The organism is Actinomycetospora sp. NBRC 106378 (genome assembly GCF_030269685.1).
Lineage (GTDB): Bacteria > Actinomycetota > Actinomycetes > Mycobacteriales > Pseudonocardiaceae > Actinomycetospora.
Map to the genome: position 1 here is coordinate 53,289 of NZ_BSTT01000014.1, position 23,508 is coordinate 76,796.

A 23,508-nucleotide genomic window follows, 5' to 3' on the forward strand; every position below is an offset into this window, starting at 1 on the left:
CTATCGACCAGCTCCGCCGCATCGGGGCTGGTCAGGGCCGCCACGGCACGATGTCGGGGGGCACGTCTAGACTCGCGGACAACGCCCGGGCGGGTGTCGACGTCGAGGCCCGTACGGGTCACCGCCGTACACCCCCGGGTCGCGATCTCTCAGAAGTCCCGCCCGGAGGAGAACGAGCTGTGAAGTCCACCGTCGAGCACCTGTCGCCGACGCGCGTCCGTCTCGCCGTCGAGGTGCCGTTCGACGAGCTCAAGCCGACCTTCGACCAGGCGTACAAGAAGATCGCCCAGCAGGTCCGCGTCCCCGGCTTCCGCCCGGGGAAGGCTCCCGCCCGCATCCTCGACCAGCGGCTCGGGCGCGGCGTCGTGCTCGAGGAGGTCGTGAACACGGCCGTCCCGCAGAAGTACGGCGAGGCGGTCGGCGAGGCCGAGCTGAACCCGCTGGGGCAGCCGGAGATCGAGGTCACCTCGATCGACGACGGTGACAAGATCGCCTTCACCGCCGAGGTCGACGTCCGCCCCGAGATCACCCTCCCGGACTTCTCGACGATCTCGGTGACGGTCGACGCCGCCGAGGTCACCGACGAGGACGTGGACGACCAGCTGACGGGTCTGCAGGCCCGCTTCGGCACGCTCACCGGCGTCCAGCGCCCGGCCGCGAACGACGACTTCGTGGTCATCGACCTCTCCGCCACCGTGAACGGTGAGGCCGTGGAGGAGGCGCAGACCTCCGGGATGAGCCACCAGATCGGTTCCGGCCAGCTGATCGAGGGCCTGGACGAGGCGCTCGAGGGCATGTCGGCCGGCGAGACGAAGACCTTCACCACGCAGCTCGTCGCGGGCGACCACGCCGGCGAGGAGGCCGAGGTCACCGTCACGGTCTCGCAGGTCAAGGAGCGTCAGCTCCCCGAGGCCGACGACGAGTTCGCCCAGCTCGCCAGCGAGTTCGACACGCTGGAGGAGCTCAAGGCCGACCTGCGTGAGCGCCACGGTCGCGTGAAGAAGATGGAGCAGGCCGGGCAGGCGCGGGACAAGGTCCTCGAGGCGCTGCTCGAGGCGGCCGACATCCCCGCGCCGTCGGGCGTCGTCGACTCCGAGGTCGAGGTGCGCGCCCACGAGGCGGTCCACGAGTTCGACCACGACGAGGACAAGCTCACCGCGTACGTCGAGTCCCAGGGGCAGACGCGCGAGGAGTTCGACGCGGAGCTGCGCACCGCGGCCGAGCAGGCCGTGAAGACCCAGCTGCTGCTCGACGAGGTCGCCGAGAAGGGCGAGATCCAGGTCGACCAGCAGGAGCTGATGGAGCGCATCTTCATGCAGGCCCAGCGCTTCGGCATCAGCCCCGAGGAGTACATCCAGCAGGCCCAGCAGGCCAACCAGCTCGGCGCGATCTTCGCCGACGTGCGCCGCGGCAAGGCGCTGGCCTCCGTCGTGCAGGCCGCCACCGTGCTGGGTCCCGACGGCGAGCCGGTCGACCTGTCGGAGCTGTTCGGCACGGCCACGCCCGAGGAGGGCGAGGAGGCGGCCGACGCCGCCGAGGTGGCCGACGAGACCGCCACCGTCGCCTCGGGGTCCGACCAGGACGAGGACGCGGTCGTCGAGCCGGCCCCCGCGAAGAGCTGACACCCCGGCCGTCCCGGGTCCGTGTGCCCACAGCGAACACGGCCCCGTGACGGACGATCGGGCCCGTCCCGATCGTTAGGGTCGATGGCAGCGCTGCGTCAAGTACCCCCAACACCCAAGGAAAGCAGGGACAGGTGAGCCAGCACCTCTCCGACCCGTCCGGGGCGGTCATGCGTTCCGCCGGCGGGTCGATGACGCTCAACGACTCGGTCTACGAGCGCCTTCTCCGGGAGCGGATCATCGTTCTCGGCCAGGAGGTCAACGACACGATCGCGAACCAGATCTCCGCGCAGCTCCTCCTGCTGTCGGCGGAGGACCCGAAGTCCGACATCCGGCTGTACATCAACTCGCCGGGCGGCTCGGTCTCCGCGGGCATGGCGATCTACGACACCATGCAGTGGATCGAGCCCGACGTGTCCACGGTGGCGATGGGCCTCGCGGCCTCGATGGGGCAGTTCCTGCTCTCGGCCGGTGCCCCCGGGAAGCGCTTCGCGCTCCCGCACGCGCAGATCATGATGCACCAGCCGTCGGGTGGTCTCGGCGGCACGGAAACCGACATCACCATCCGCGCGGAGTCGCTGCGCAAGCTCAAGCGTCAGCTCGCCGAGCTGATCGCGGAGCACACCGGTCAGACCTTCGACCAGATCACGGCCGACTCCGACCGCGACCGCTGGTTCGACCCGTACGAGGCCAAGGAGTACGGCTTCATCGACCACGTCGTGAGCCGGGCGAGCGACGCGAGCTCGAACGGCAACGGTTCCGGCCCGAGCGCCTGAGGAGACGCACCATGAGTGAGCTTCACGTTCCGGGTGGGCGTGCCTCGGCGTCGCCGGAGGCCCGCTACATCCTGCCGTCGTTCGTCGAGCGGACGAGCTACGGCGTCAAGGAGTCGAACCCCTACAACAAGCTCTTCGAGGAACGCATCATCTTCCTCGGGGTGCAGATCGACGACGCGTCCGCGAACGACGTCATGGCGCAGTTGCTGTTCCTGGAGTCCAACGACCCGGACCGCGACATCACCATGTACATCAACTCGCCGGGCGGCTCGTTCACCGCGCTCATGGCGATCTACGACACCATGCAGTACGTCCGGCCCGACATCGCCACGGTCTGCCTCGGGCAGGCCGCGTCGGCCGCGGCGGTCGTGCTCGCCGCCGGTGCGCCGGGCAAGCGCCTGGCCGTGCCGAACGCCCGCGTGATGATCCACCAGCCGGCCACCGAGGGCTTCTACGGGCAGGCCTCCGACCTGGAGATCCAGGCCAACGAGATCACCCGCATGCGCCGGCTGCTCGAGAGCACCCTCGCGAACCACACCACGCGCAGCGCGGAGCAGGTTCGTGCGGACATCGAGCGCGACAAGATCCTGACGGCCGACGAGGCCAAGGAGTACGGGATCATCGACGACGTCGTCGCGAGCCGGAAGCTCTCGGCGAACCGGTAGCGCTCCGCGGTGGACGGTCCCCGATCGGGGCCGTCCACCGCGTCGCCCGGCCGGGACGGCGCGTCGCCGCTCGTCCCGGGCACTCGACCAGCAGGATCGCCGCACCCCGAAGCCTCCCGCCGTGGCGGAGTGGACGGGTACGGTCAATCACGACAGCGCGCACCGTCCGGGTGCGCCGGATGGGACACGGGGTCTGCTGCGATGGCACGCATCGGTGATGGCGGGGACCTGCTGAAGTGCTCGTTCTGCGGAAAGAGCCAGAAGCAGGTCAAGAAGCTCATCGCCGGTCCCGGCGTGTACATCTGCGACGAGTGCATCGACCTCTGCAACGAGATCATCGAGGAGGAGCTCGCCGAGGCCGGTGAGGTCAAGCTCGACGAGCTCCCGAAGCCGACCGAGATCCACGAGTTCCTCGACCAGTACGTCATCGGTCAGGACGACACGAAGAAGACGCTCTCGGTCGCCGTCTACAACCACTACAAGCGGGTGCAGGCGGGGGAGAAGAACCGCGAGAACTCCCGCGGCGACGACACCGTCGAGCTCGCGAAGTCGAACATCCTCATGCTCGGCCCCACGGGCTGCGGCAAGACCTACCTCGCCCAGACGCTCGCGAAGCTGCTGAACGTCCCGTTCGCGATCGCCGACGCCACGGCGCTCACGGAGGCCGGCTACGTCGGCGAGGACGTCGAGAACATCCTGCTGAAGCTGATCCAGGCCGCGGACTACGACGTCAAGCGCGCCGAGACCGGCATCATCTACATCGACGAGGTCGACAAGATCGCGCGGAAGTCGGAGAACCCGTCGATCACGCGTGACGTCTCCGGCGAGGGCGTGCAGCAGGCACTCCTGAAGATCCTCGAGGGCACCACGGCGAGCGTGCCCCCGCAGGGCGGGCGCAAGCACCCGCACCAGGAGTTCATCCAGATCGACACGACGAACGTGCTGTTCATCGTGGCGGGCGCCTTCGCGGGCCTCGAGAAGATCATCGCCGAGCGGGTCGGCCGTGGTGGCCTCGGCTTCGGCGCCGACATCCGGTCCAAGGCCGAGATGGAGTCCGCGGAGTCCTTCGCCGACACGATGCCCGAGGACCTGATCAAGTTCGGCCTGATCCCCGAGTTCATCGGCCGCGTGCCGGTGATGGCGTCGGTGTCGAACCTCGACAAGCCCAGCCTGGTGCAGATCCTCACCGAGCCGCGCAACGCGCTGGTGAAGCAGTACCAGAAGCTGTTCGAGATGGACGGGGTCGAGCTCGAGTTCGACGCGGCGTCCCTCGACGCGATCGCCGACCAGGCCATCCTGCGCGGGACCGGTGCCCGTGGTCTGCGGGCGATCATGGAAGAGGTCCTCAACCCGGTCATGTACGACATCCCGAGCCGCGACGACGTGGCCAAGGTCGTCGTCACCGAGCAGACGGTGAAGGAGAACGTCAACCCGACGATCGTCCCCCGTCAGCCGGCCCGCCGGGAGCGCCGCGACAAGTCGGCCTGACCCGCACGCCCACGACCGGGCCGTTCGTCACGGAGCTCCGTGACGGGCGGCCCGTTCGGCGTTCCGGGGTCGCCTCGCGAGACGGACGGCAGGCGGGTTCCGGGGGCCGTGGACCTACGTCACGTCGCCCTCGGGTTCCCGACGACGGGTGGCCGCGGCTCCGGCCTTTCGGCCGCGCCGCGAGGTGGACACCAGGCAGGTCCGACGGCCCGGGGAGCTGCCTCACGTCACCCTCGCGGGGAGGGGGCGCCTACAGGTGCGGGAAGGCCGTCGTCGCCGAGGCCGGGCCGAACGGCAGCGTCGAGGGCGCGACGTGCTGGCCGAGGAAGGCGAACACCTGCGGCAGAATCGTGGCGTAGTACGAGCCGGTGTGCGCCCCGGGGCTGATCCGCGAGTACTGCGGGCGGGCCAGGGCGATGTAGCGCCGGACGGCGTTGGCGAAGGAGTCCCGGTCGCCGCACCACATGCCCGTCGGGGTCCCCGCCAGCTCGGGGTAGAAGCGGAGCGGGTCGTTCGCCTCCCAGTCGGCGATCCCGGCGAACGGGCGCTTGGCCGCGACGGCCCAGTCGGTGAACAGCCCCGGCGACATCGCGGCCACGGCCTTGACCGGCGCGCTCCGGCGGGCGCGCGCCCGCGCGTACATGAGGCACCCGGCCCCGCCCATGGACACGCCGGTCGAGAGCACCGGCGTGGGCGCCATCCCGCGCTGCACCAGCCAGCCGGGGAGCTCGTCGAGGAGCATCCGCATCGGGTCGTCGGTGGGCCGGAACGGGTGCCAGTAGTTGTCCCCGCCGTCGAGGGCCGCGATCGCGAACGGCGGCACTCCGGAGGCCCAGGCGATGCCGAGGGCGCGCCGCATGCCGGGGTCGCCCCACCACAGCGCGTTGCCCCCGAGACCGTGCAGCCCCACGGCGACCGGCAGGGTGCGGCGGTCCACCCCGGCGGGCGAGGTGATGACGAGCCGGACCGAGCGCCTCCGGGCGGACGAGGAGACCCACTCGACGGTCGCGGCCGCGTCGGGGGTGCGGGCGGGGCGGGGGGCCGACGGCACGCGCTGGGGGATCGGGGCGGGCGTCTCCATCGCGCGGGCCAGGGTCGTGGCACCGGCCGCGAGCGCTCCCGCACCGACCACGGCGCCACCTCCGAGCAGCAGCCGTCGGCGGCTCACCCGGTGCTCCTGCCCCGACACGCGATGCCCTCCGTCCAGGTGCTCACACCGCCCGTTCGCGGTATCGCCCGTGGCGCGGGAGGACGTTACCGCGTCTGCGCCTCGATCCCGGTGACCCGCGAGGCACCGGCGTAGATGTTCATCGAGCGGCCACGCAGGAAGCCGACCAGGGTCATCCCGGCGTCCTCGGCCATCTCGGCGGCGAGCGACGACGGGGCCGACACCGCGGCCAGGGCCGGGATACCGGCCATGACGGCCTTCTGGGTCAGCTCGAACGAGGCGCGCCCCGAGACCATCAGCACGGTACCCGCGGCCGGGACGGCGCCGGAGAGCAGGGCGTGCCCGACGACCTTGTCCACCGCGTTGTGCCGGCCCACGTCCTCGCGGACGGCGAGCAGCGTCCCGTCGGCGCGGAAGAGGCCCGCCCCGTGCAGTCCGCCGGTGGAGTCGAAGACCTTCTGCGCGGCCCGCAGGGCGTCGGGCAGGCCGAACAGGACGTCGGCCGGGATGGTCACCGGGTCGTCGGCGGGGGAGAACACCGTGCGGGTGCGCACGGCGTCGAGGGAGGCCTTCCCGCAGACCCCGCAGCTCGAGGTGGTGTAGAAGCGGCGCTCGACGGAGTCGTCGGGCGGGGCGACGCCGGGGGCCAGCGCGAGGTCGAGCACGTTGTAGGTGTTGCGGCCGGTGTCGTCGACGGAGTCGCAGTAGCGGGCCGTGGAGATGTCGTCGGCGGAGGTGATGACGCCCTCGGTCAGCAGGAAGCCGTGGGCGAGCTCGACGTCGTGCCCCGGCGTCCGCATCGTCACCGCCAGCGGCTTCCCCTCGATCCGGATCTCCAGCGGCTCCTCGGCGGCGAGCGCGTCCGGCCGCCGGTCCACTCCGTGCTCCCGCACCCGCACCACGGGTCGGCGGACGGTCACCCTGCCCATCCCGACCACTCCCTTCGTCCCGAATGGCTGATTGCTCCCGCTGGTGCCATAGTGCTCCGGTCACACACCGATCACACTCAGTGGCGAGCAACGGAGGTCGCGTTGGGATTCCTGGACCGCTCGGCCATCGTCGCACCGCCGGGGTGGAGCCGCTGGCTCGTCCCGCCGGCCGCGCTCGCCGTGCACCTCTCCATCGGCCAGGCCTACGCGTGGAGCAACCTCAAGACCGGTCTGGGGACCGGGGACGGCAACCTCGGCTACTCCGGCGTCGCCACCGCGCTGCCGTTCCAGCTCGCCATCGTGATGCTCGGGCTGTCGGCCGCGTTCGGCGGCACGACGGTGGAACGGCGCGGTCCGCGCTGGGCGATGCTGGTCTCGACGATCTTCTTCTCCGGCGGCTTCCTGATCTCCGCCCTGGGGATGGCCCTCTCGCAGTACTGGCTCGTGGTGGTCGGGTACGGCTTCTTCGGCGGCATCGGCCTGGGCATCGGCTACATCTCGCCGGTGTCCACGCTGATGAAGTGGTTCGCCGACCGGCCCGGCATGGCGACCGGCATCGCGATCATGGGCTTCGGCGGCGGTGCGCTCATCGCCGCGCCGATCGAGACCGCGCTGATGGCGACCTTCGGCAAGGACTACGGCGGCTTCTCCCTGACCTTCCTCGTCATGGGCATCGGCTACGCGATCTTCATGTCGATGGGCTGGCTGCTCGTGCGCGTCCCGGCCGACGACTGGACCCCGCCGAACACCCCGCGGCCGACCGCGCAGGCGTCCGGCACGACGACGGGGCCCGCGGTGTCCGCCGCGACCGCCATCAGGCTGCCGCAGTTCTGGCTGCTCTGGATCGTGCTGTGCTTCAACGTGACCGCGGGGATCGGCCTGCTGGAGCGCGCCAACCCGATCTACCGGGACTTCTTCGCCACCACCGCGCCGAGCACCCAGATCGCGGCGGCCGCCGGGGCGTTCGTGTCGATCCTGTCGCTGGCCAACATGCTCGGCCGCTTCGTCTGGTCCTCGGCCTCCGACGTGATCGGGCGCAAGAACATCTACCGGCTCTACCTCGGCGTCGGTGCGCTGCTCTACCTGGTGATCCTCACCCTCGGTGAGGGCAACAAGGTCGTCTTCCTCGTCGCCGCGCTGCTGATCCTGTCCTTCTACGGCGCCGGCTTCGCGACGATCCCGGCCTACCTGAAGGACCTCTTCGGCACCTACCAGGTGGGCGCCATCCACGGTCGGCTGCTCACCGCGTGGTCCGCGGCGGGTGTCCTCGGTCCGCTGGTGGTCAACGCGATCGTCGACGCCCAGGGCGACGTGCCGGGGCCGGGGAAGTACTCGGTCTCCTTCACCATCATGATCGGCCTGCTGGTCGTCGGTTTCGTCGCGAACGAGCTGGTCAAGCCGGTCGACCCGAAGTTCTACGAGAGCACCGCCACCCCGGTGCGCGAGGAGGAGACCGCGCGATGAGCCAGGCGACGAGCGGTGCCCGCACGGTCCTGACGGCCGTCGCGTGGCTCTGGGTGCTGATCCCGTTCCTGTACGGGGTGTGGCAGCTCGTGATCAAGCTGCCGGCGCTGTTCTGAGCCCGTCGTAGGATCGGGGTCGATGCGCTACGAGCCCCAGACCTTCGGCGACGACACCGACGCCGCGGGCGACGCCGACCCCGACGAGATCGCGCAACTCCTCGCGGCCGCGGGGGGCGACACGACGGCGGGCGGGGGCGCCCTGGCGGACGCGATGGTCCGCACGGGCCCCGACCCCGACGCCGTCCCCGCCGCCGAGCACGACACCGCCGAGGACCTCGCCGCCCTGCGCGAGGTGGAGACGGAGCTCGACCGGCGGTGGCCCGAGACCCGGATCGCGCCCTCGCTCGACCGGATCCGCGCCCTCTGCGACGTCCTCGGCGAGCCCCAGCGGTCGTATCCGGTGATCCACATCGCCGGGACCAACGGCAAGTCCTCGGTCACGCGGATGATCGACGCGCTGCTCACGCGGATCGGCCCGCGGACCGGTCGCTACACCAGCCCCCACCTGCAGCGGGTCACCGAGCGGATCGCGCTGGACGGGCGCCCGATCTCGGCCCGGCGCTACGTCGAGACCTGGCAGGAGATCGCCCCGTACGTCGGGGTGGTCGACCGGGCCCGCGACGCCGTCGACGGCGTGCACTGCTCGAAGTTCGAGGTGCTCACCGCGATGGCGTTCGCCGCGTTCGCCGACGCGCCGGTGGACGTCGGGGTGATCGAGACCGGGCTCGGCGGCTCCTGGGACGCGACCAACGTCGCCGACGCGGCCGTCGCCGCGATCACGCCGATCGGCCTCGACCACCAGGACTACCTCGGCAGCGACATCCTCGGGATCGCCCGGGAGAAGGCCGGGATCATCAAGCCGGGGTCGGTGGCGTTGCTCGCGCAGCAGACGCCGGAGGTCGCCCAGGTGCTGCTCGAGCGCGCGGTCGAGGTCGACGCCGAGGTGGCCCGCTCGGGGATCGAGTTCGGGGTCCTGGAGCGTTCGGTGGCCGTCGGGGGCCAGCAGCTGCGCCTGCAGGGCCTCGGCGGCGAGTACGACGACATCTACCTGCCGCTGTTCGGCGAGCACCAGGCCGGCAACGCCGCGCTCGCCCTCGCCGCCGTGGAGGCGTTCTTCGGGGCCGGGTCCTCCCGCCGGCTCGACCTGGAGGCGGTGCGCGACGCGTTCGCGGCCGTCCGCGTGCCCGGGCGGCTGGAACGCCTGCGCTCGGCGCCCACTGTGGTCGTCGACGCCGCGCACAATCCGCACGGCGCGTCCGCCGCGGCGGCCGCGGTCAAGGCCGAGTTCTCCTTCCGCCGCCTGGTCGGCGTCGTCGCGATCATGGCCGACAAGGACGCCGACGGGATCCTCGCCGCCCTGGAGCCGATCCTCGACGAGATCGTCGTGACCGGGATGTCCTCGCCGCGGGCGATGGACCCCGACCGGCTCGGCGCGCTCGCCGTCGCCCGCTTCGGCTCGGAGCGGGTGGTGGTCGAGACCCGGATGGACGCCGCCCTCGAGACCGCCGTGACGATGTCCGAGGAGACCTCCGACGACGGGGCCACCGCCGGCGGTGGCGTCCTCGTCATCGGGTCCGTGGTCGCCGCCGGCGAGGCCCGCACGCTGCTCGGACGGGAGCCCGCATGACCGCCCCGGACAAGACCCCGGACGAGGACCTCCGGCCCCCGGACCCGCGGCGCGCGTTCCGCGGACCCGCGTCGGCCTGTCTGGTCCTCGAGGCGATCGCGGTCCCGCTGGTGCTCCCGGTGATGAACTACGTCGAGGGCGGCATCACGGCCCCGAAACTGACGCTGGTCCTCGTCCTGACGGTCGGGATGATCGTGGGCTGCGTGGTGATCCTCAGACCGTGGGGTCTGCCGTTCGCGGTCGGCCTCCAGGTCCTGATGCTCCTCGGCTGGGTGCTCTCGCCCTCCCTCGGCGTGCTGGGGCTGATCTTCTGTCTGGTCTGGGCGCTCATGCTCTGGATGCGCCGTGAGGTGATTCGTCGGCAGGAGGCCTGGTTCGCCCCGCGCTGAGCTGCGAGGGTGGCCCGATGGGCTCCGACAACCGTGCCCGCCGCGCGCAGCGCTCGCGGGACAAGACGCGTGAGGTCCGTCGCGCCCGGCGGACCGCGATCGAGGTCGACGAACTCGAGCTCGACGACGTCGAGCAGCGTGTCCCCGAGGATCCCCTGCCGGATCCGCTGGGCCGATGACCGCGCCGGGCGCGACGCGCCCGACGTGATCGGACGACCGGCTGTCCCGGGTCGCCGTCCGTGATCGACCCACCCCGTCTCCCGCTGCCGGAGCCGGAGCCGGACGGACCGTGCGACGCCGGTCTCAGTAGGCTCGTCACGGACAGTCGAGAGCGAACAGAGAGGAGCGCCGTGTCCGACGAGCGCACCCTGGTGCTGGTGAAGCCGGACGGCGTGCAGCGCGGACTGGTCGGTGAGGTCATCTCGCGCATCGAGCGCAAGGGCCTGCGGCTGGTCTCGCTGGAGCTGCGCGACGTCGAGCGGTCGGTGGCCGAGCAGCACTACGCCGAGCACGCCGAGCGTCCGTTCTTCGGCGAGCTGATCGGGTTCATCACCTCGGGCAAGGTCGCCGCGATGGTCGTCGAGGGTCCGCGCGCGATCGCGGCGTTCCGGCAGATCGCCGGCGGCACCGACCCGGTGGAGAAGGCCACGCCCGGCTCGCTGCGCGGCGACCTGGCGCTGGAGACCGGCTCGAACATCGTGCACGGCTCGGACTCCCCGGAGTCGGCCGAGCGCGAGATCAAGCTCTGGTTCGGCTGATCCCGACGATCCCCTCGATGACGGCGGGCCACGAGGCCCGCGCGAGGTCGTGACCCATCCCCGGCAGCTCGAGGAACTCGGCGCCGGGGATGGCGGCGGCGGTCGCGCGACCGCCGCTGGGGCGGATCACGGTGTCGGCGGCCCCGTGGACGACCAGCGCGGGCATCGTCAGGCCGCGCAGGTCCGCGGTGCGGTCGCGCTCGCCCACGCACGCGGCGAGCTGGCGCCCGCCGCCCTGACCGTCGTGCGCCACGCTCGCCTCGCGGCCGGCGGCGCGGCGCATCGTCACCCGCACGTCCTCGTCGTCCTCGGGGGTGCGCGTCGCGGAGCCGATGCGGCGGAAGGCGCGGACCATGTCCTCGACCGGGTCGGCGGCGGGCGGGCGCAGGAAGTCCGGGACGCGGCGCCAGGAGACCTTGCCGGTCCGCCCGTCGCCCGGGCGGCCCATGATCGAGGTGAGGGACGACGTCGCGTCGGGGTGCCGGATCGCGACCTCCTGGGCCACCATCGCGCCGAGCGACGCGCCGACCACGTGGGCCCGTCCGGACGGGACGACCTCGGCGATCACCGCCGCCGCGTCGTCGGCCATCTCGCCCAGCGAGTAGACCGGGCGGGCGCGGCGCGTCAGGAAACCCCAGGGCGAGATCCCGCGGCCGGCGAGGTGCGTGGAGCGCCCGACGTCGCGGTTGTCGAACCGGACGACGAAGCGGCCGCGGGCCGCGAGCTCGTCGCAGAAGTCCTCGCGCCACCAGTCGTAGCTCAACCCCAGGCCCATGATCAGCAGGACGGCCGGGTCGTCGGGCGAGCCCGTCGTCGTCGTGCAGATCCGCAGGTCGCCGGAGCGGACGAAGCGCTCGGAGCCGGTCACGCGGGATCGTTCGGCCGCGCTCGCGGAGCGGTTCGCGAGCACGTTTACCCTGGAGAACCATGTCCGTCGATGTCACGACCGCGCCGGAGTCGGTGTACGACCGGCTCGAGCCGCTGCTGCCCCGGGTCCGCAAGCCCGTGCAGTACGTCGGTGGTGAGCGCAACGCGACGGTGACCCCGTGGGAGGACGCCGACGTCCACTGGGCGCTGTGCTACCCGGACGCCTACGAGGTCGGCCTGCCCAACCAGGGCCTCATGATCCTCTACGAGGTCCTCAACGAGCGGCCGGACGCGTTGGCCGAGCGCACGTACGCCGTGTGGCCCGACCTCGCCGCGCTCATGCGCGAGCACGGGGTCCCGCAGTTCACGGTCGACGGGCACCGGCCGGTCGCGGCGTTCGACGTCCTCGGCGTCTCGTTCGCCACCGAGCTCGGCTACACGAACCTCCTCGAGATCCTCGACCTCGCGGGCGTCCCGCTCCACGCGGCCGACCGGACCGGGGAGCACCCGCTCGTGCTCGCGGGCGGCCACGCCGCCTTCAACCCGGAGCCGATCGCCGACTTCGTCGACCTCGTCGCCCTCGGCGACGGCGAGGAGGTCGTCGGCGACATCACCGACGTCGTGAAGGCGGCGAAGGCCGAGGGCCTGTCGCGCCACGAGACGCTCGAGCGGCTCGCCGGGGTGCCCGGGGTCTACGTCCCCGCGCTCTACGCCGTCGACTACGCCGAGGACGGCTCGATCGCGGCCGTGCGCCCGACCTCGTCGGCCGCGCCGGAGCGCATCCACAAACGCACCACGAGCGACCTCGACGACTGGCCGTACCCGAAGAAGCCGCTCGTCCCGATGGCCGAGACGGTCCACGAGCGGATGAGCGTCGAGATCTTCCGGGGCTGCACGCGGGGCTGCCGGTTCTGCCAGGCCGGGATGATCACGCGCCCGGTGCGCGAGCGGTCCAAGCAGGGCGTCTCGGAGATGGTGGAGGCCGGTCTGGAGGCCTCGGGCTACTCCGAGGTGGGCCTGCTGTCGCTGTCCAGCGCCGACCACTCCGAGATCGGCGAGATCGCCAAGGGCCTCGCCGACCGCTACGAGGGCACCGGCACCGGGCTCTCGCTGCCCTCGACCCGCGTCGACGCCTTCAACGTCGACCTCGCCGAGGAGCTCACCCGCTCCGGCCGGCGTTCGGGCCTGACGTTCGCGCCCGAGGGCGGCTCGGAGCGGCTGCGGCGCGTGATCAACAAGATGGTCTCCGAGGAGGAGCTCATCGCGACCGTCGCCACCGCCTACGAGCACGGCTGGCGCCAGGTCAAGCTCTACTTCATGTGCGGGCTCCCCACGGAGACCGACGAGGACGTCCTGCAGATCGCCGCGATGGCCCACGAGGTCGTGCGGACCGGGCGGAAGGCGGCCGGGCGCGGGGACGTGCGGGCGACGGTGTCGATCGGCGCCTTCGTCCCGAAGCCGCACACGCCGTTCCAGTGGGCCGCGCAGACGGCGCCCGAGGTGGTCGACGACCGGCTGCGCAAGCTCCGCGAGGCGATCAACTCCGACCGCTCGCTGGGGCGCAACGTCGGCCTGCGCTACCACGACGGGCAACCGTCGCTGATCGAGGGACTGCTCTCGCGCGGGGACCGCCGGGTCGGGCGCGTCATCGAGGCGGTCTGGCGCGACGGCGGGCACTTCGACGGCTGGAGCGAGTACTTCTCGTTCGAGCGGTGGCAGACCGCGGCGGCCGCCGAGCTCCCGCCGCAGGGCGTGGACCTGTTCTGGTTCACCACCCGCGAGCGGGACCAGCACGAGGTTCTGCCCTGGGACCACCTCGACTCCGGGCTGGACCGGGGCTGGCTCTGGGACGACTGGCAGGACGCGCTCGACTCCCGGGAGCAGGACGACTGCCGCTGGACGCCGTGCTTCGACTGCGGCGTCTGCCCGCAGATGGGCACCGAGATCCAGATCGGCCCGACGGCGGGTGCGATGGCCCCGGGCCGGATGCTGCCGCTGACGCCGGTGGAGACCCGGACCTCGACGCCCGTGCACAACCCGAGGCTGTCGGAGCAGGGTCCGGCATGAGCTACAAGGGGGAGGCGGCGCACCCGTCGGCGCCGACGGTCGCGAAGGTCCGGATGCGGTTCGCCAAGCGCGGCCGCGCCCGGTTCAGCTCGCACCGCGACGTCGCCCGGGCGATGGAGTGGGCGCTGCGCCGCGCGGGCGTGCCGGTGTCGCTCTCCCAGGGCTTCAGCCCGCACCCCCGGCTGTCCTGGATCGGGGCCTCGCCCACCGGCGCCGCGAGTGAGGCCGAGTTCGTCGAGATCGGTCTGACCACCGACCTCGACCCGGTGGACGTGGCCCGTGAGGTCGGGGCGGTGCTGCCCGAGGGGCTCGTCGTCCTGGACGTGGTGCGTTCCGGTCCCGGCGCCCTGGCCGACCGCATCGACGGCTCCGCCTGGCGGGTCGAGCTGCCCGGGGTGGACCCCGCGGCGCTCGCCGCGGCGGTGGACGCGCTGCTCGCCGCCGAGGTCGTCGAGGTCGAGCGGATGACCAAGAACGGCCCGCGGACGCTGGACGTCCGCTCGGCGCTCGTGTCGATCACCGTCGAGGACGCCGTCACGGAGCCGTCGCTCGCACGTCACCCGAACGATGACCGGACACCGGACGACACGCCGCCGACACGCCCTGCGGGAGAGACCCACCGCCGTACGCATGCACGATCGGCGGTGTGTGGGACACTGTCGGCGGTCGTACGGCACACCACGCCGGCCGTACGACCCGACGACGTGGTGAGCGCGCTGCGTATCGTCGCCGGGCTGGAGCCGCCCGTCCCCGTCAAGGCGACGAGGACGGCGCAGGGCCGGCTCGACGACGACGGAGCGCTGCTCGACCCGCTCGAGGCGGACCGCGACCCGACCGGTCGTTGACCCCGCACCGCGCGGCACGTCCCGGGATTGTCGTGGCCGCCCCGCGCGGACGGTCGCTCCAGGCGAGACCACGCGATGCCCTCGTGTGGCCGCGACCGCGAGGTCGCGCCCGGGGGCCGAAGGAGTTGCATGTCCGAGAACGACGCACACCCCGAGGCGTCAGCACTGCCCGCCGACCCCGAGGCGGGTGGCCGGGGTCGACCCGACGCGGCCGCGCTCGCCGCGCTCCCCGACAAGCTGCGGGTCCACGCGCTCGCGCGGCTGGTGGGTTCCTCCAGCCGTGAGGTGCTGGCTCTGCTCGCCCGGCTCGAGGTGGCTGCGCGCAGCGCCCAGTCCAGCGTCGACCGCGCCACGGTCTCGCAGGTGGTGGAGTACTTCTTCCCGAGCGAGCCGCCGCCCGCCGCGGCCGTCGAGGAGGCCGTCGAGGTCTCGGCGGCCGCCGACGCCGCCGACGCCGCCGACGCCGTCGAGGTGCTCCCCGACATCCCGGCGGACCTGACCGTCGACGACCCGGCCGCCGACGCCGCGCCGCGCGTCACCGGCGCCATCAGCACGGCCCCGGCCGCCCCCGCGGCGCTCTTCCTGGCACCCGACGTGACCACCCCCGCCGCCCCGGCCGCCGACGAGGAGGGGACCGGTGGCGGTCGCCGCCGTCGCCGCGGCAGCCGTTCGGCCGGGGTCGTGACGCCGGCCCAGGGTGACGGCGGGCCGTCCGAGGACACCACCGAGGACACCACCGACGACGACACCACGACCGGGTCCGGCCCGGCCGCCGACGGCACGGACGCCGACGGCGACGACGAGTCCGGTCGTCGCCGCCGTCGTCGGGGCCGCCGCGGCCGTGGTCGCGGACGCGGGGGCGACGAGTCCGCCGGGGACGACGACGCCACCGACGAGTCCGAGGACACCGACGACGCCGAGGACGGCGACGAGCAGGACACCGACGACACCGAGGACCAGGGCGACGCGTCGTCCGACGAGGGCGGCACCGAGTCCGGGTCCTCGCGCCGGCGGCGCCGGCGTCGGCGTCGGGGCTCCGACGACGCGTCGGACTCCGCGACCCCCGACGACCCGCCGAACACCGTCACCCACGTCCGCGAGAAGGCCGAGAAGTCGGAGAAGGCCGAGAAGTCGGACAAGAGCGAGCCGCGGCGCTCCAGCGACGACGAGGTCAAGGGCGTCAAGGGCTCGACCCGGCTCGAGGCGAAGCGGCAGCGTCGTCGGGACGGCCGGGAGGCCGGCCGCCGTCGTCCGTCGATCCTCTCCGAGTCCGAGTTCCTGGCCCGCCGCGAGGCCGTCGAGCGGACCATGGTCGTGCGCCAGCAGGCCGACCGGAACCAGATCGGCGTCCTCGAGGACGGCGTGCTGGTCGAGCACTTCGTCGCGGGCAGCGGCCAGAACTCGATGGTCGGCAACGTCTATCTCGGCCGCGTGCAGAACGTGCTGCCCTCGATGGAGGCGGCCTTCGTCGACATCGGTCGCGGGCGCAACGCCGTGCTCTACGCCGGCGAGGTCAACTGGGACGCGGCCGGGCTCGACGGCAAGCAGCGCAAGATCGAGCACGCGCTCTCCTCGGGCGACGCGGTGCTGGTCCAGGTCACCAAGGACCCGGTGGGCCACAAGGGCGCGCGGTTGACCACCCAGATCAGCCTGCCGGGCCGCTTCCTGGTCTACGTGCCCGGCGGCGGCGCCACCGGCATCAGCCGCAAGCTGCCCGAGCCGGAGCGCAAGCGCCTCAAGGAGATCCTCAAGCGGATCGTCCCCGACGAGGCCGGCGTCATCATCCGCACGGCCGCGGAGGGCATCGAGGAGGCCGAGCTCGAGGCCGACGTCCGTCGCCTGGCGGCGCAGTGGGAGGTCATCGCCGCGACCGGTGACACGAGCGGCAAGGGCAAGAACAAGCCCAAGGCGCCCTCGCTGGTGCACGAGGAGCCCGACCTGCTGATCCGGGTCGTGCGCGACATGTTCAACGAGGACTTCTCCTCGCTGGTCATCTCCGGCGAGCAGGCGTGGGAGACCCTCGAGGGCTACATCTCGCACGTCGCCCCGGAGCTGGTGCCGCGTCTGTCGCGCCACACCGGCCCGGAGGACGTGTTCAGCGCATACCGGATCGACGAGCAGCTCATGAAGGCCCTCGACCGCAAGGTCTGGCTGCCCTCGGGCGGCACGTTGGTGATCGACCGGACCGAGGCCATGACGGTGGTCGACGTCAACACCGGCAAGTTCACCGGCTCCGGGGGCAACCTCGAGGAGACGGTCACCCGGAACAACCTCGAGGCCGCCGAGGAGGTCGTGCGCCAGCTCCGGCTCCGTGACATCGGCGGCATGATCGTCATCGACTTCATCGACATGGTGCTCGAGTCGAACCGCGACCTCGTGCTGCGCCGGCTCACGGAGTGCCTCGGGCGCGACCGGACCCGCCACCAGGTCGCCGAGGTCACCTCGCTCGGGCTCGTCCAGATGACCCGCAAGCGGGTCGGGCAGGGTCTGCTCGACGAGTTCTCGACGGTCTGCGAGCACTGCAAGGGCCGCGGCGTCATCGTGCAGGCCGAGCCGGTCATCGCCCCGAACGGCGGTGGCCACAGCCACGAGCCCACCCGGTCGAACTCGGGCTCCGGTTCGGGCTCCGGCGCCGGCTCCGGCTCCGGGTCCGGCTCGGGCTCCGGTGACGCCGGGTCCAACGGCACGGGCGAGTCCGGCTCGGCCGGGTCGAACGGCTCGGGCGGCGGCTCCGGCCGTCGTCGGGGCCGCGGCCGGCGCGGCGCGTCCTCCGACGGCGGCTCCCCGAGCACCGTCGCGGCGACCGCCAACGGCCACGCCGGCCCCGTCCCCAGCCCGGCCGACATCGCAGCCCGCCGTGCGTCGGGTGAGGCCGAGGAGGGCCAGGAGCCCGAGGAGGCCCAGGAGCCCGAGGTGGCTCTGGAGGCCGACTTCGCCGACGAGTCCACCGGGTCGGTCGAGGAGACGGCCCCGACGACTCCCGACGCGGCCGCCGAGGCGACCGCGGAGGCCGCGGAGGCCGCGGGCGAGCCCGAGGTGGCCCTGGAGGCCGACCTGGCCGAGGAGTCGACCGGGGCGGCCGACAACGCCGACGAGGCCGCGGGCGCCCCGGTGGAGGAGGCCCTCGCCGTGACGCCGGCGGCCGACGCCGCGCCGGAGACGTCGGCGGTGACGTCCGGGGTGACGTCCGAGGCGACGTCCGGGGTCGAGCCCGAGGTGGCCCTCGAGGCCGAGCTGGCCGAGGAGTCGGCCGGCGAGGCCGACGACACCGGCGAGGCCGCGGGCGCGCCCGTGGAGGACGCCGACCCGGCTCCGACGACGACCGGACCGGTCTCCGAGGAGCCGGACCAGCCGGAGGACCCCGACGAGCCGTTCATCACCGGGCGGATCGGGGCGATGGCCCCGCCGAAGCCCGTGGTGGAGGACGAGCCGGAGGAGACCGAGGCAGCAGCACCCGTCGTCGGGAACGCCGAGCCGGCCCCGAAGCGGCAGCGGCGTCGCGCCGCGTCCCGTCCCGCGGGCCCGCCCGTGGCGGTGGGCGGGAACTGATCTCCCGACGCCGGTCCGGCGACCCCGGGGACGGGGGAGCCGGACCGGGCGGGTATCGTGGAGCGAGCAGTGCCGGGGTGGACCACGTCGGCACCCGGTGAGGCGCCCTCGGGGGCGGGCCTCCCGACCCAGACCGAACGTCCAGCACGACAGGAGCCTGCGTCCGAGATGTACGCGATCGTGAAGACCGGCGGCAAGCAGTACAAGGTCGCGGTCGGCGACGTCCTCGACGTGGAGCTGCTCGACGGCGACTCGGTCGACCTGCAGCCCGTGCTCGTCGTCGACGGCTCGACCGTCCTGTCCTCCGCCGACGACCTGGCGAAGGTCTCGATCACGGGCACCGTCCGTGGTGAGACCAAGGGCCCGAAGATCAAGATCATGAAGTACAAGAACAAGACCGGCTACAAGCGGCGCGTCGGCCACCGTCAGCGCTACAGCCAGGTCGAGATCACCGGTATCTCGAAGTAGGGGAGCGGAACACATGGCTCACAAGAAGGGTGCATCCAGCTCCCGCAACGGTCGCGACTCCAACGCCCAGCGGCTCGGGGTCAAGCGCTTCGGCGGCCAGGTCGTCAAGGCCGGCGAGATCCTTGTCCGCCAGCGCGGCACCAAGTTCCACCCGGGTGTCGGCGTCGGCCGCGGCGGGGACGACACGCTGTTCGCGCTGATCCCGGGCGCGGTCACGTTCGGCACCAAGGCCGGGCGCAAGAACGTCAACATCGTGCCGGTCGAGGCCTGAGCCTCCACCAGCAGCATCAGCAGGCGAGGGGCGGGCCCGGGATCGGGTCCGCCCCTTCGTCTGTGTCGAGGAAGGCAACATGGCTCGTTTCGTCGACCGCGTGACGCTCCACGTGACCGCCGGTGCCGGCGGACACGGGTGCGCCTCCATCCGTCGGGAGAAGTTCGTGCCGCTCGGGGGCCCGGACGGCGGGAACGGCGGCCGCGGCGGCGACGTCGTGCTCGTGGCCGACCCCGGCGTGCACACGCTCCTGGACTTCCACCACCGGCCGCACGCCGTCGCCGGCAACGGCCGGCCCGGCATGGGCGCCTTCCGCAACGGCGCGAACGCCGAGGACGTCGAGCTGGCCGTGCCCGAGGGCACCGTCGTGATGTCGCCCGAGGGCGAGGTGCTCGGCGACCTGAACGTCCCCGGGATGCGTTTCGTCGCCGTCGCGGGCGGGCGCGGGGGTCTCGGTAACGCCGCCCTGGCCGGCCCGACCCGCAAGGCACCCGGCTTCGCGCTGCTCGGCGAGCCCGGTGACAGCCGCGACCTCGTCCTCGAGCTGCGCTCGATGGCCGACGTCGGGCTGCTGGGCTTCCCGAGCGCCGGGAAGTCCTCGCTGGTCTCCGCGCTCTCGGCGGCGCGGCCGAAGATCGCCGACTACCCCTTCACGACGCTCACCCCGCACCTCGGGGTGGTCAGCGCGGGCGACTCGACGTTCACCGTCGCCGACGTGCCCGGCCTGATCCCGGGGGCGTCCGGTGGCAAGGGGCTCGGACTGGACTTCCTGCGCCACATCGAGCGCTGCTCGGTGCTCGTGCACGTCGTCGACTGCGCCACCTTCGAGACCGACCGCGACCCCGTCTCCGACATCCGCGCGCTCGAGGCCGAGCTCGCCGCCTACACCCCGGCGCTCGGCACCGACCTCGCCGACCGGCCGCGCATCGTGGCGCTGAACAAGATGGACGTGCCCGACGCCGCCGACCTCGCCGAGCTGGTGCGCCCGGACGTCGAGGCGTTCGGCTGGCCCGTCGTCGAGATCTCCACCGCGGCCCACACCGGCCTGCGGGAGCTGACGTTCCTCATGGCCGGGGCGGTCGAGGAGGCGCGCCGGACGGCGCTGGTCACGGTGCCGCCGCGGGTCGTGCTGCGGCCGAAGGCGGTCGACGACGCCGGGTTCACCGTCGCCGCCGACACCTCCGTCGACCCCGTCGAGGGGCCGGCGTGGGTCGTGCGTGGGGAGAAGCCGGAGCGCTGGGTCCGTCAGACCGACTTCGCCAACGACGAGGCGGTCGGCTACCTCGCCGACCGGCTGGCCAAGCTCGGCGTCGAGGAGGCGCTGGCGGAGGCCGGGGCGTCGCCGGGGGACATGGTCACGATCGGGGTGCACACCTTCGACTGGGAGCCCTCGACCCCGGCCGGGGTGGCCGCCCTGGGCCAGCCGGTGCAGGCGGGCAACCGCGGCACCGACGCCCGGCTGGACAACGTCGGGCGCGCCGACCGGTCGTCCGCGTCCGAGCGCAAGGCCGCCCGGATCGAACGCCGGCGGCACCGCGACGACTCCGAACTCGGTGTCGCGTCATGGGCCGACGGGGGAGAGTCCGTGTCGTGGGAGAACCTGGCCGGGTGGGACGAGGAGTAGCGGTGAGTGCCCGCAGCACCGTGCAGGAGGCGCGGCGGCTCGTCGTGAAGGTCGGGTCGTCGTCGCTCACCAGCGTGTCCGGCGGGCTCGACGTCTCGCGGCTGGACGCGCTCGTCGACGCCGTCGCGGCGCGGGCGGCGACCGGGACCCAGGTCATCCTCGTGTCGTCCGGCGCCATCGCGGCCGGTCTCGCCCCGCTCGGGCTGTCGCGTCGCCCGCGGGACCTCGCGACCCAGCAGGCCGCGGCCTCCGTCGGGCAACTGCATCTCACCCGGGCCTACGCGGACGCGTTCGCCCGGCACGAGCGCGTCGTCGGGCAGGTCCTGCTGACCAGCCACGACGTCGTCCGTCGGGCCCCGTACCGGAACGCGCAGCGCACCTTCGAGCGGCTGCTCGGGCTCGGCGTGGTGCCGGTGGTCAACGAGAACGACACGGTGGCCACCGACGAGATCCGGTTCGGTGACAACGACCGGCTCGCGGCGCTCGTCGCCCACATCGTCGGGGCGGACGCGCTGGTGCTGCTCTCCGACGTCGAGGGCGTCTACGACGACGACCCACGCGTGCCCGGGGCCGCCATGATCGACGAGGTGCACGGCATGGCCGACCTCGCCGCCGTGCGGGTCGCGAAGCCGGGTGCCACGTCCGTCGGCACCGGCGGGATGGCCTCCAAGCTCGCGGCCGCCGACCTCGCCTCCGGTGCCGGGGTGCCCGTCCTCGTCGCAGGGGCGGCGAACGCGGCCGCCGCGCTCGGGCCGGGCGACGTCGGCACGGTGTTCGCGCCGACCGGCCCGCGGCTCTCGGCCCGACGGTTCTGGCTGCGGCACATGGCCGGCTCGCGCGGCCGCCTCCATCTCGACGACGGGGCGGTGCAGGCGGTCACCTCGGGTCCGGCCACGACCCGCCGTTCGCTGCTCGCCGCCGGCATCACGGGTTCGGACGGCGACTTCGAGGCGGGCGACGTGGTGGAACTCGTCGGCCCCCGCGGCGAGACCGTGGCGCGCGGGGTCGTGGCGTTCGACTCCGAGGAGATGCCGGAGCTGGTGGGTCGCAAGACCCGTGATCTCGCCCCCGAGCAGCGCCGCGAGGTGGTGCACGCGGACGACCTGGTCCCGGTGGGCCGCCGGGCGTCGGCGGTGGCGGCGACGACCGCGCCCTGATCCCAGCCCACCCGCCGTCGGGAACGGTGCGGCCCGTCGGCCGGACCGACCGGAGCTGCGCGTCGCGCACACACTGCGGAGGGATCGGAGAAAAGTTCCGGTCACCCCTGCGCGTCGCGCACACCGGTCGTGGTCCCGGCGCGGACGTGTGTGCGTGACACGCAGGGGTCGCGAGGATTCAGCCGTGAGCCCGGCGGAGTGTGCGCGTGACGCGCAGGAGTCGGCCTCGGTGTTCACGATTCCCGGGCGACGCGGCCCCGAGCCGAGCCCACCCGCCGTCGGGAAGGGCGTGGGACGAGATCGGCATACTGGTCCGATGAGCACTCCCGCCGACATCGTGACCGACTGCGGCGAGCGGGCGGCGGCGGCCGCACCGGCCATGGCGGCGGCGAACGACGCGCAGGTCGCGGCGGCGCTGCGGGGGATGGCCGACCTGCTGGTGTCGAAGGCGCCCACGCTCGTCGTCGCGAACACCGCGGACCTCGCGGCGGCGCAGGACGCGGGGATGACCGGCGCCCTGCTCGACCGGTTGCGGCTCGACTCCGACCGGCTCACGGCCATGGCCGACTCGCTGCGCATCCTGGCCGACGTGCCGGTGCCGCCGCGGGACACGGTGGTCGAGGAGCGCCCGGACGGGCTGCGGCTCATCGAGCGCCGGCGCCCCGTCGGGGTGATCGGCGCGAACTTCGAGGCGCGGCCGAACGTGGTGGTCGACGTGGCGTCGCAGCTCGTGAAGTCGCGGAACGCGGGGGTGCTCCGCACCGGCGGGGCGGCGCTCGCGTCGGCGAGCGCGCTGATGGCGGACGTGGTCGGGCCGGCGCTCGCGTCGGCGGGACTGCCCGCCGACGCGGTCACGCTCGTCGGCGACGCGAGCCGGGAGTGCGCGGTCGAGCTCGTGCGGCGGCCGGGGCTGATCCCGCTGGTGATCCTGCGGGGGTCGGGGGAGACGACGCGCTCGCTGGGGCTGGAGGCCGCGCAGCACGGGGTGCGGACCCTGGCCCACGCCGACGGCGGCGGGGTGCTCTATGTCGACCGGGCGGCGGACCCGGAGCTGGCGGCGAGGCTCGTGACGGAGTCGGTGGACCGGCTCGGCGTCTGCAACCGGCTCAACCTGCTGCTGGTCGACGCGCCGCAGTGGGACACCGTCTCCCCGGTCCTGGTCAAGCTGCTCGCCGACGCCGGGGTCACCGCGTCGCTGCCGCCGCACGAGCACGCCCTCGGGCACGAGTGGGCGCTCGACGACGGGCACGAGGCGACGGTGACGGTGGCGCCCGCGCAGGGGCCGGCCGACGCGGCGGCGATCGCGAACCGGGAGACCTCGGGGCTGGCCGCCACCGTGGTCACCGCCGACGAGGCGGCCGCGCGGACCTTCCTCGACACCTACGCGGGCACCGGTGCGTTCTGGAACGCCACCACGCGCCTGCTCGACGGGTTCAAGCTGCGGCGGGTGCCCGAGACCGGCATCAACGTCGACCACGTGCCCGGCCCCCGCGGCCCGGTGGTCTTCACCGACCTGGTGCTGCGGCAGTTCGTGGTGGTTCCGGCGTCGACGGCCGTCGGCCTGACCTGACCGGCCACGGCCGGGCACCGCGCAGGTGCCCGGCCGCTCCCCCCAGCGGCCGCAGCCGGACGTGACCGGCTGCAGGTGACGGCGCGTCCCCCCTCGCGCCGTCGACCCACAAGGGATACCGACAAGATCGGGTCGGGCGCCAGCG

The 23,508-nt window shown here is 73.1% G+C and carries 21 protein-coding genes; 18 read left to right on the forward strand and 3 right to left on the reverse strand.

What is annotated here, in order from left to right; all coding sequences use genetic code 11:
* Window positions 1-179: 179 nt before the first annotated feature.
* From tig to clpX, 4 genes are all read left to right on the forward strand, one after another.
* A complete protein-coding gene (gene tig, locus QSK00_RS24400) occupies window positions 180-1,622 on the forward strand; it encodes a trigger factor (RefSeq protein ID WP_285595036.1) in 1,443 nt (480 codons plus the stop codon).
* 170 nt (window positions 1,623-1,792) lie between these two features.
* A complete protein-coding gene (locus QSK00_RS24405) occupies window positions 1,793-2,398 on the forward strand; it encodes an ATP-dependent Clp protease proteolytic subunit (protein ID WP_285595201.1) in 606 nt (201 codons plus the stop codon).
* An 11-nt stretch (window positions 2,399-2,409) separates the two neighbouring features.
* Window positions 2,410-3,063 (forward strand): ATP-dependent Clp protease proteolytic subunit, encoded by a 654-nt coding sequence (locus QSK00_RS24410; protein WP_285595038.1) that lies wholly within the window; start codon window positions 2,410-2,412, stop codon window positions 3,061-3,063.
* Between the two features lie 201 nt (window positions 3,064-3,264).
* Window positions 3,265-4,551, forward strand: coding sequence for an ATP-dependent Clp protease ATP-binding subunit ClpX (clpX, locus tag QSK00_RS24415; RefSeq protein ID WP_285595041.1), 1,287 nt, complete (start codon window positions 3,265-3,267; stop codon window positions 4,549-4,551).
* Window positions 4,552-4,801: 250 nt separating this feature from the next.
* Here clpX and QSK00_RS24420 read toward each other — a convergent pair whose 3' ends face one another.
* Together QSK00_RS24420 and fdhD are read right to left on the reverse strand one after the other, a co-directional pair.
* Window positions 4,802-5,719 carry an alpha/beta hydrolase gene (locus QSK00_RS24420; RefSeq protein ID WP_285595043.1) on the reverse strand — a complete coding sequence of 306 codons (918 nt, stop codon included), beginning with the start codon at window positions 5,717-5,719 and terminating at the stop codon, window positions 4,802-4,804.
* An 86-nt stretch (window positions 5,720-5,805) separates the two neighbouring features.
* A complete protein-coding gene (fdhD, locus tag QSK00_RS24425) occupies window positions 5,806-6,648 on the reverse strand; it encodes a formate dehydrogenase accessory sulfurtransferase FdhD (RefSeq protein ID WP_285595046.1) in 843 nt (280 codons plus the stop codon).
* A 102-nt stretch (window positions 6,649-6,750) separates the two neighbouring features.
* On the opposite strand from fdhD, the gene QSK00_RS24430 reads away from it, so the two are divergent.
* The 6 genes from QSK00_RS24430 to ndk all read left to right on the forward strand — a co-directional run bounded on the left by QSK00_RS24430 (window position 6,751) and on the right by ndk (window position 10,945).
* Entirely contained in the window at window positions 6,751-8,112 is a 1,362-nt protein-coding gene (locus QSK00_RS24430; RefSeq protein WP_285595048.1) for an OFA family MFS transporter, read from the forward strand.
* Window positions 8,109-8,228: an MFS transporter small subunit gene (locus QSK00_RS30515; protein ID WP_502872075.1), complete on the forward strand. Its 120-nt coding sequence runs from the start codon at window positions 8,109-8,111 to the stop codon at window positions 8,226-8,228. The genes QSK00_RS24430 and QSK00_RS30515 overlap by 4 nt, the downstream gene beginning before the upstream one ends.
* Before the next feature lie 22 nt (window positions 8,229-8,250).
* Complete coding sequence (gene folC, locus QSK00_RS24435; protein ID WP_285595050.1) at window positions 8,251-9,798, forward strand: bifunctional tetrahydrofolate synthase/dihydrofolate synthase; 1,548 nt, start codon at window positions 8,251-8,253, stop codon at window positions 9,796-9,798.
* Window positions 9,795-10,187, forward strand: a complete 393-nt coding sequence (locus QSK00_RS24440) for a DUF4233 domain-containing protein (protein WP_285595052.1) — start codon at window positions 9,795-9,797, stop codon at window positions 10,185-10,187. Before folC ends, QSK00_RS24440 begins: the two co-directional genes overlap by 4 nt.
* Window positions 10,188-10,204: 17 nt before the next feature.
* Entirely contained in the window at window positions 10,205-10,366 is a 162-nt protein-coding gene (locus QSK00_RS24445) for a hypothetical protein (RefSeq protein ID WP_285595054.1), read from the forward strand.
* Window positions 10,367-10,537: 171 nt separating this feature from the next.
* Window positions 10,538-10,945, forward strand: coding sequence for a nucleoside-diphosphate kinase (gene ndk / locus QSK00_RS24450; protein ID WP_285595056.1), 408 nt, complete (start codon window positions 10,538-10,540; stop codon window positions 10,943-10,945).
* Here ndk and QSK00_RS24455 read toward each other — a convergent pair.
* Window positions 10,926-11,813, reverse strand: a complete 888-nt coding sequence (locus tag QSK00_RS24455; RefSeq protein ID WP_285595058.1) for an alpha/beta fold hydrolase — start codon at window positions 11,811-11,813, stop codon at window positions 10,926-10,928. The genes ndk and QSK00_RS24455 overlap by 20 nt on opposite strands.
* Window positions 11,814-11,872: 59 nt before the next feature.
* Between QSK00_RS24455 and QSK00_RS24460 the strand changes: the two genes are divergently transcribed.
* From QSK00_RS24460 to QSK00_RS24495, 8 genes are all read left to right on the forward strand, one after another.
* Window positions 11,873-13,879 carry a TIGR03960 family B12-binding radical SAM protein gene (locus QSK00_RS24460; RefSeq protein WP_285595059.1) on the forward strand — a complete coding sequence of 669 codons (2,007 nt, stop codon included), beginning with the start codon at window positions 11,873-11,875 and terminating at the stop codon, window positions 13,877-13,879.
* Window positions 13,876-14,724 (forward strand): TIGR03936 family radical SAM-associated protein, encoded by an 849-nt coding sequence (locus QSK00_RS24465; RefSeq protein WP_285595060.1) that lies wholly within the window; start codon window positions 13,876-13,878, stop codon window positions 14,722-14,724. Before QSK00_RS24460 ends, QSK00_RS24465 begins: the two co-directional genes overlap by 4 nt.
* Window positions 14,725-14,853: 129 nt before the next feature.
* Entirely contained in the window at window positions 14,854-18,273 is a 3,420-nt protein-coding gene (locus QSK00_RS24470) for an Rne/Rng family ribonuclease (protein WP_285595062.1), read from the forward strand.
* A gap of 168 nt (window positions 18,274-18,441) precedes the next feature.
* Window positions 18,442-18,741 carry a 50S ribosomal protein L21 gene (gene rplU / locus QSK00_RS24475; RefSeq protein WP_285595064.1) on the forward strand — a complete coding sequence of 100 codons (300 nt, stop codon included), beginning with the start codon at window positions 18,442-18,444 and terminating at the stop codon, window positions 18,739-18,741.
* A gap of 13 nt (window positions 18,742-18,754) precedes the next feature.
* The gene (gene rpmA, locus QSK00_RS24480; RefSeq protein ID WP_018335422.1) at window positions 18,755-19,012 is read left to right on the forward strand and encodes a 50S ribosomal protein L27; all 258 of its coding nucleotides are present in this window, start codon (window positions 18,755-18,757) and stop codon (window positions 19,010-19,012) included.
* Between the two features lie 79 nt (window positions 19,013-19,091).
* Window positions 19,092-20,636, forward strand: coding sequence for a GTPase ObgE (obgE, locus tag QSK00_RS24485; RefSeq protein WP_285595067.1), 1,545 nt, complete (start codon window positions 19,092-19,094; stop codon window positions 20,634-20,636).
* A gap of 2 nt (window positions 20,637-20,638) precedes the next feature.
* Window positions 20,639-21,793 (forward strand): glutamate 5-kinase, encoded by a 1,155-nt coding sequence (proB, locus tag QSK00_RS24490; RefSeq protein WP_285595069.1) that lies wholly within the window; start codon window positions 20,639-20,641, stop codon window positions 21,791-21,793.
* A gap of 316 nt (window positions 21,794-22,109) precedes the next feature.
* Window positions 22,110-23,363, forward strand: coding sequence for an aldehyde dehydrogenase family protein (locus QSK00_RS24495; protein WP_285595070.1), 1,254 nt, complete (start codon window positions 22,110-22,112; stop codon window positions 23,361-23,363).
* The last annotated feature ends 145 nt before the right edge of the window (window positions 23,364-23,508 follow it).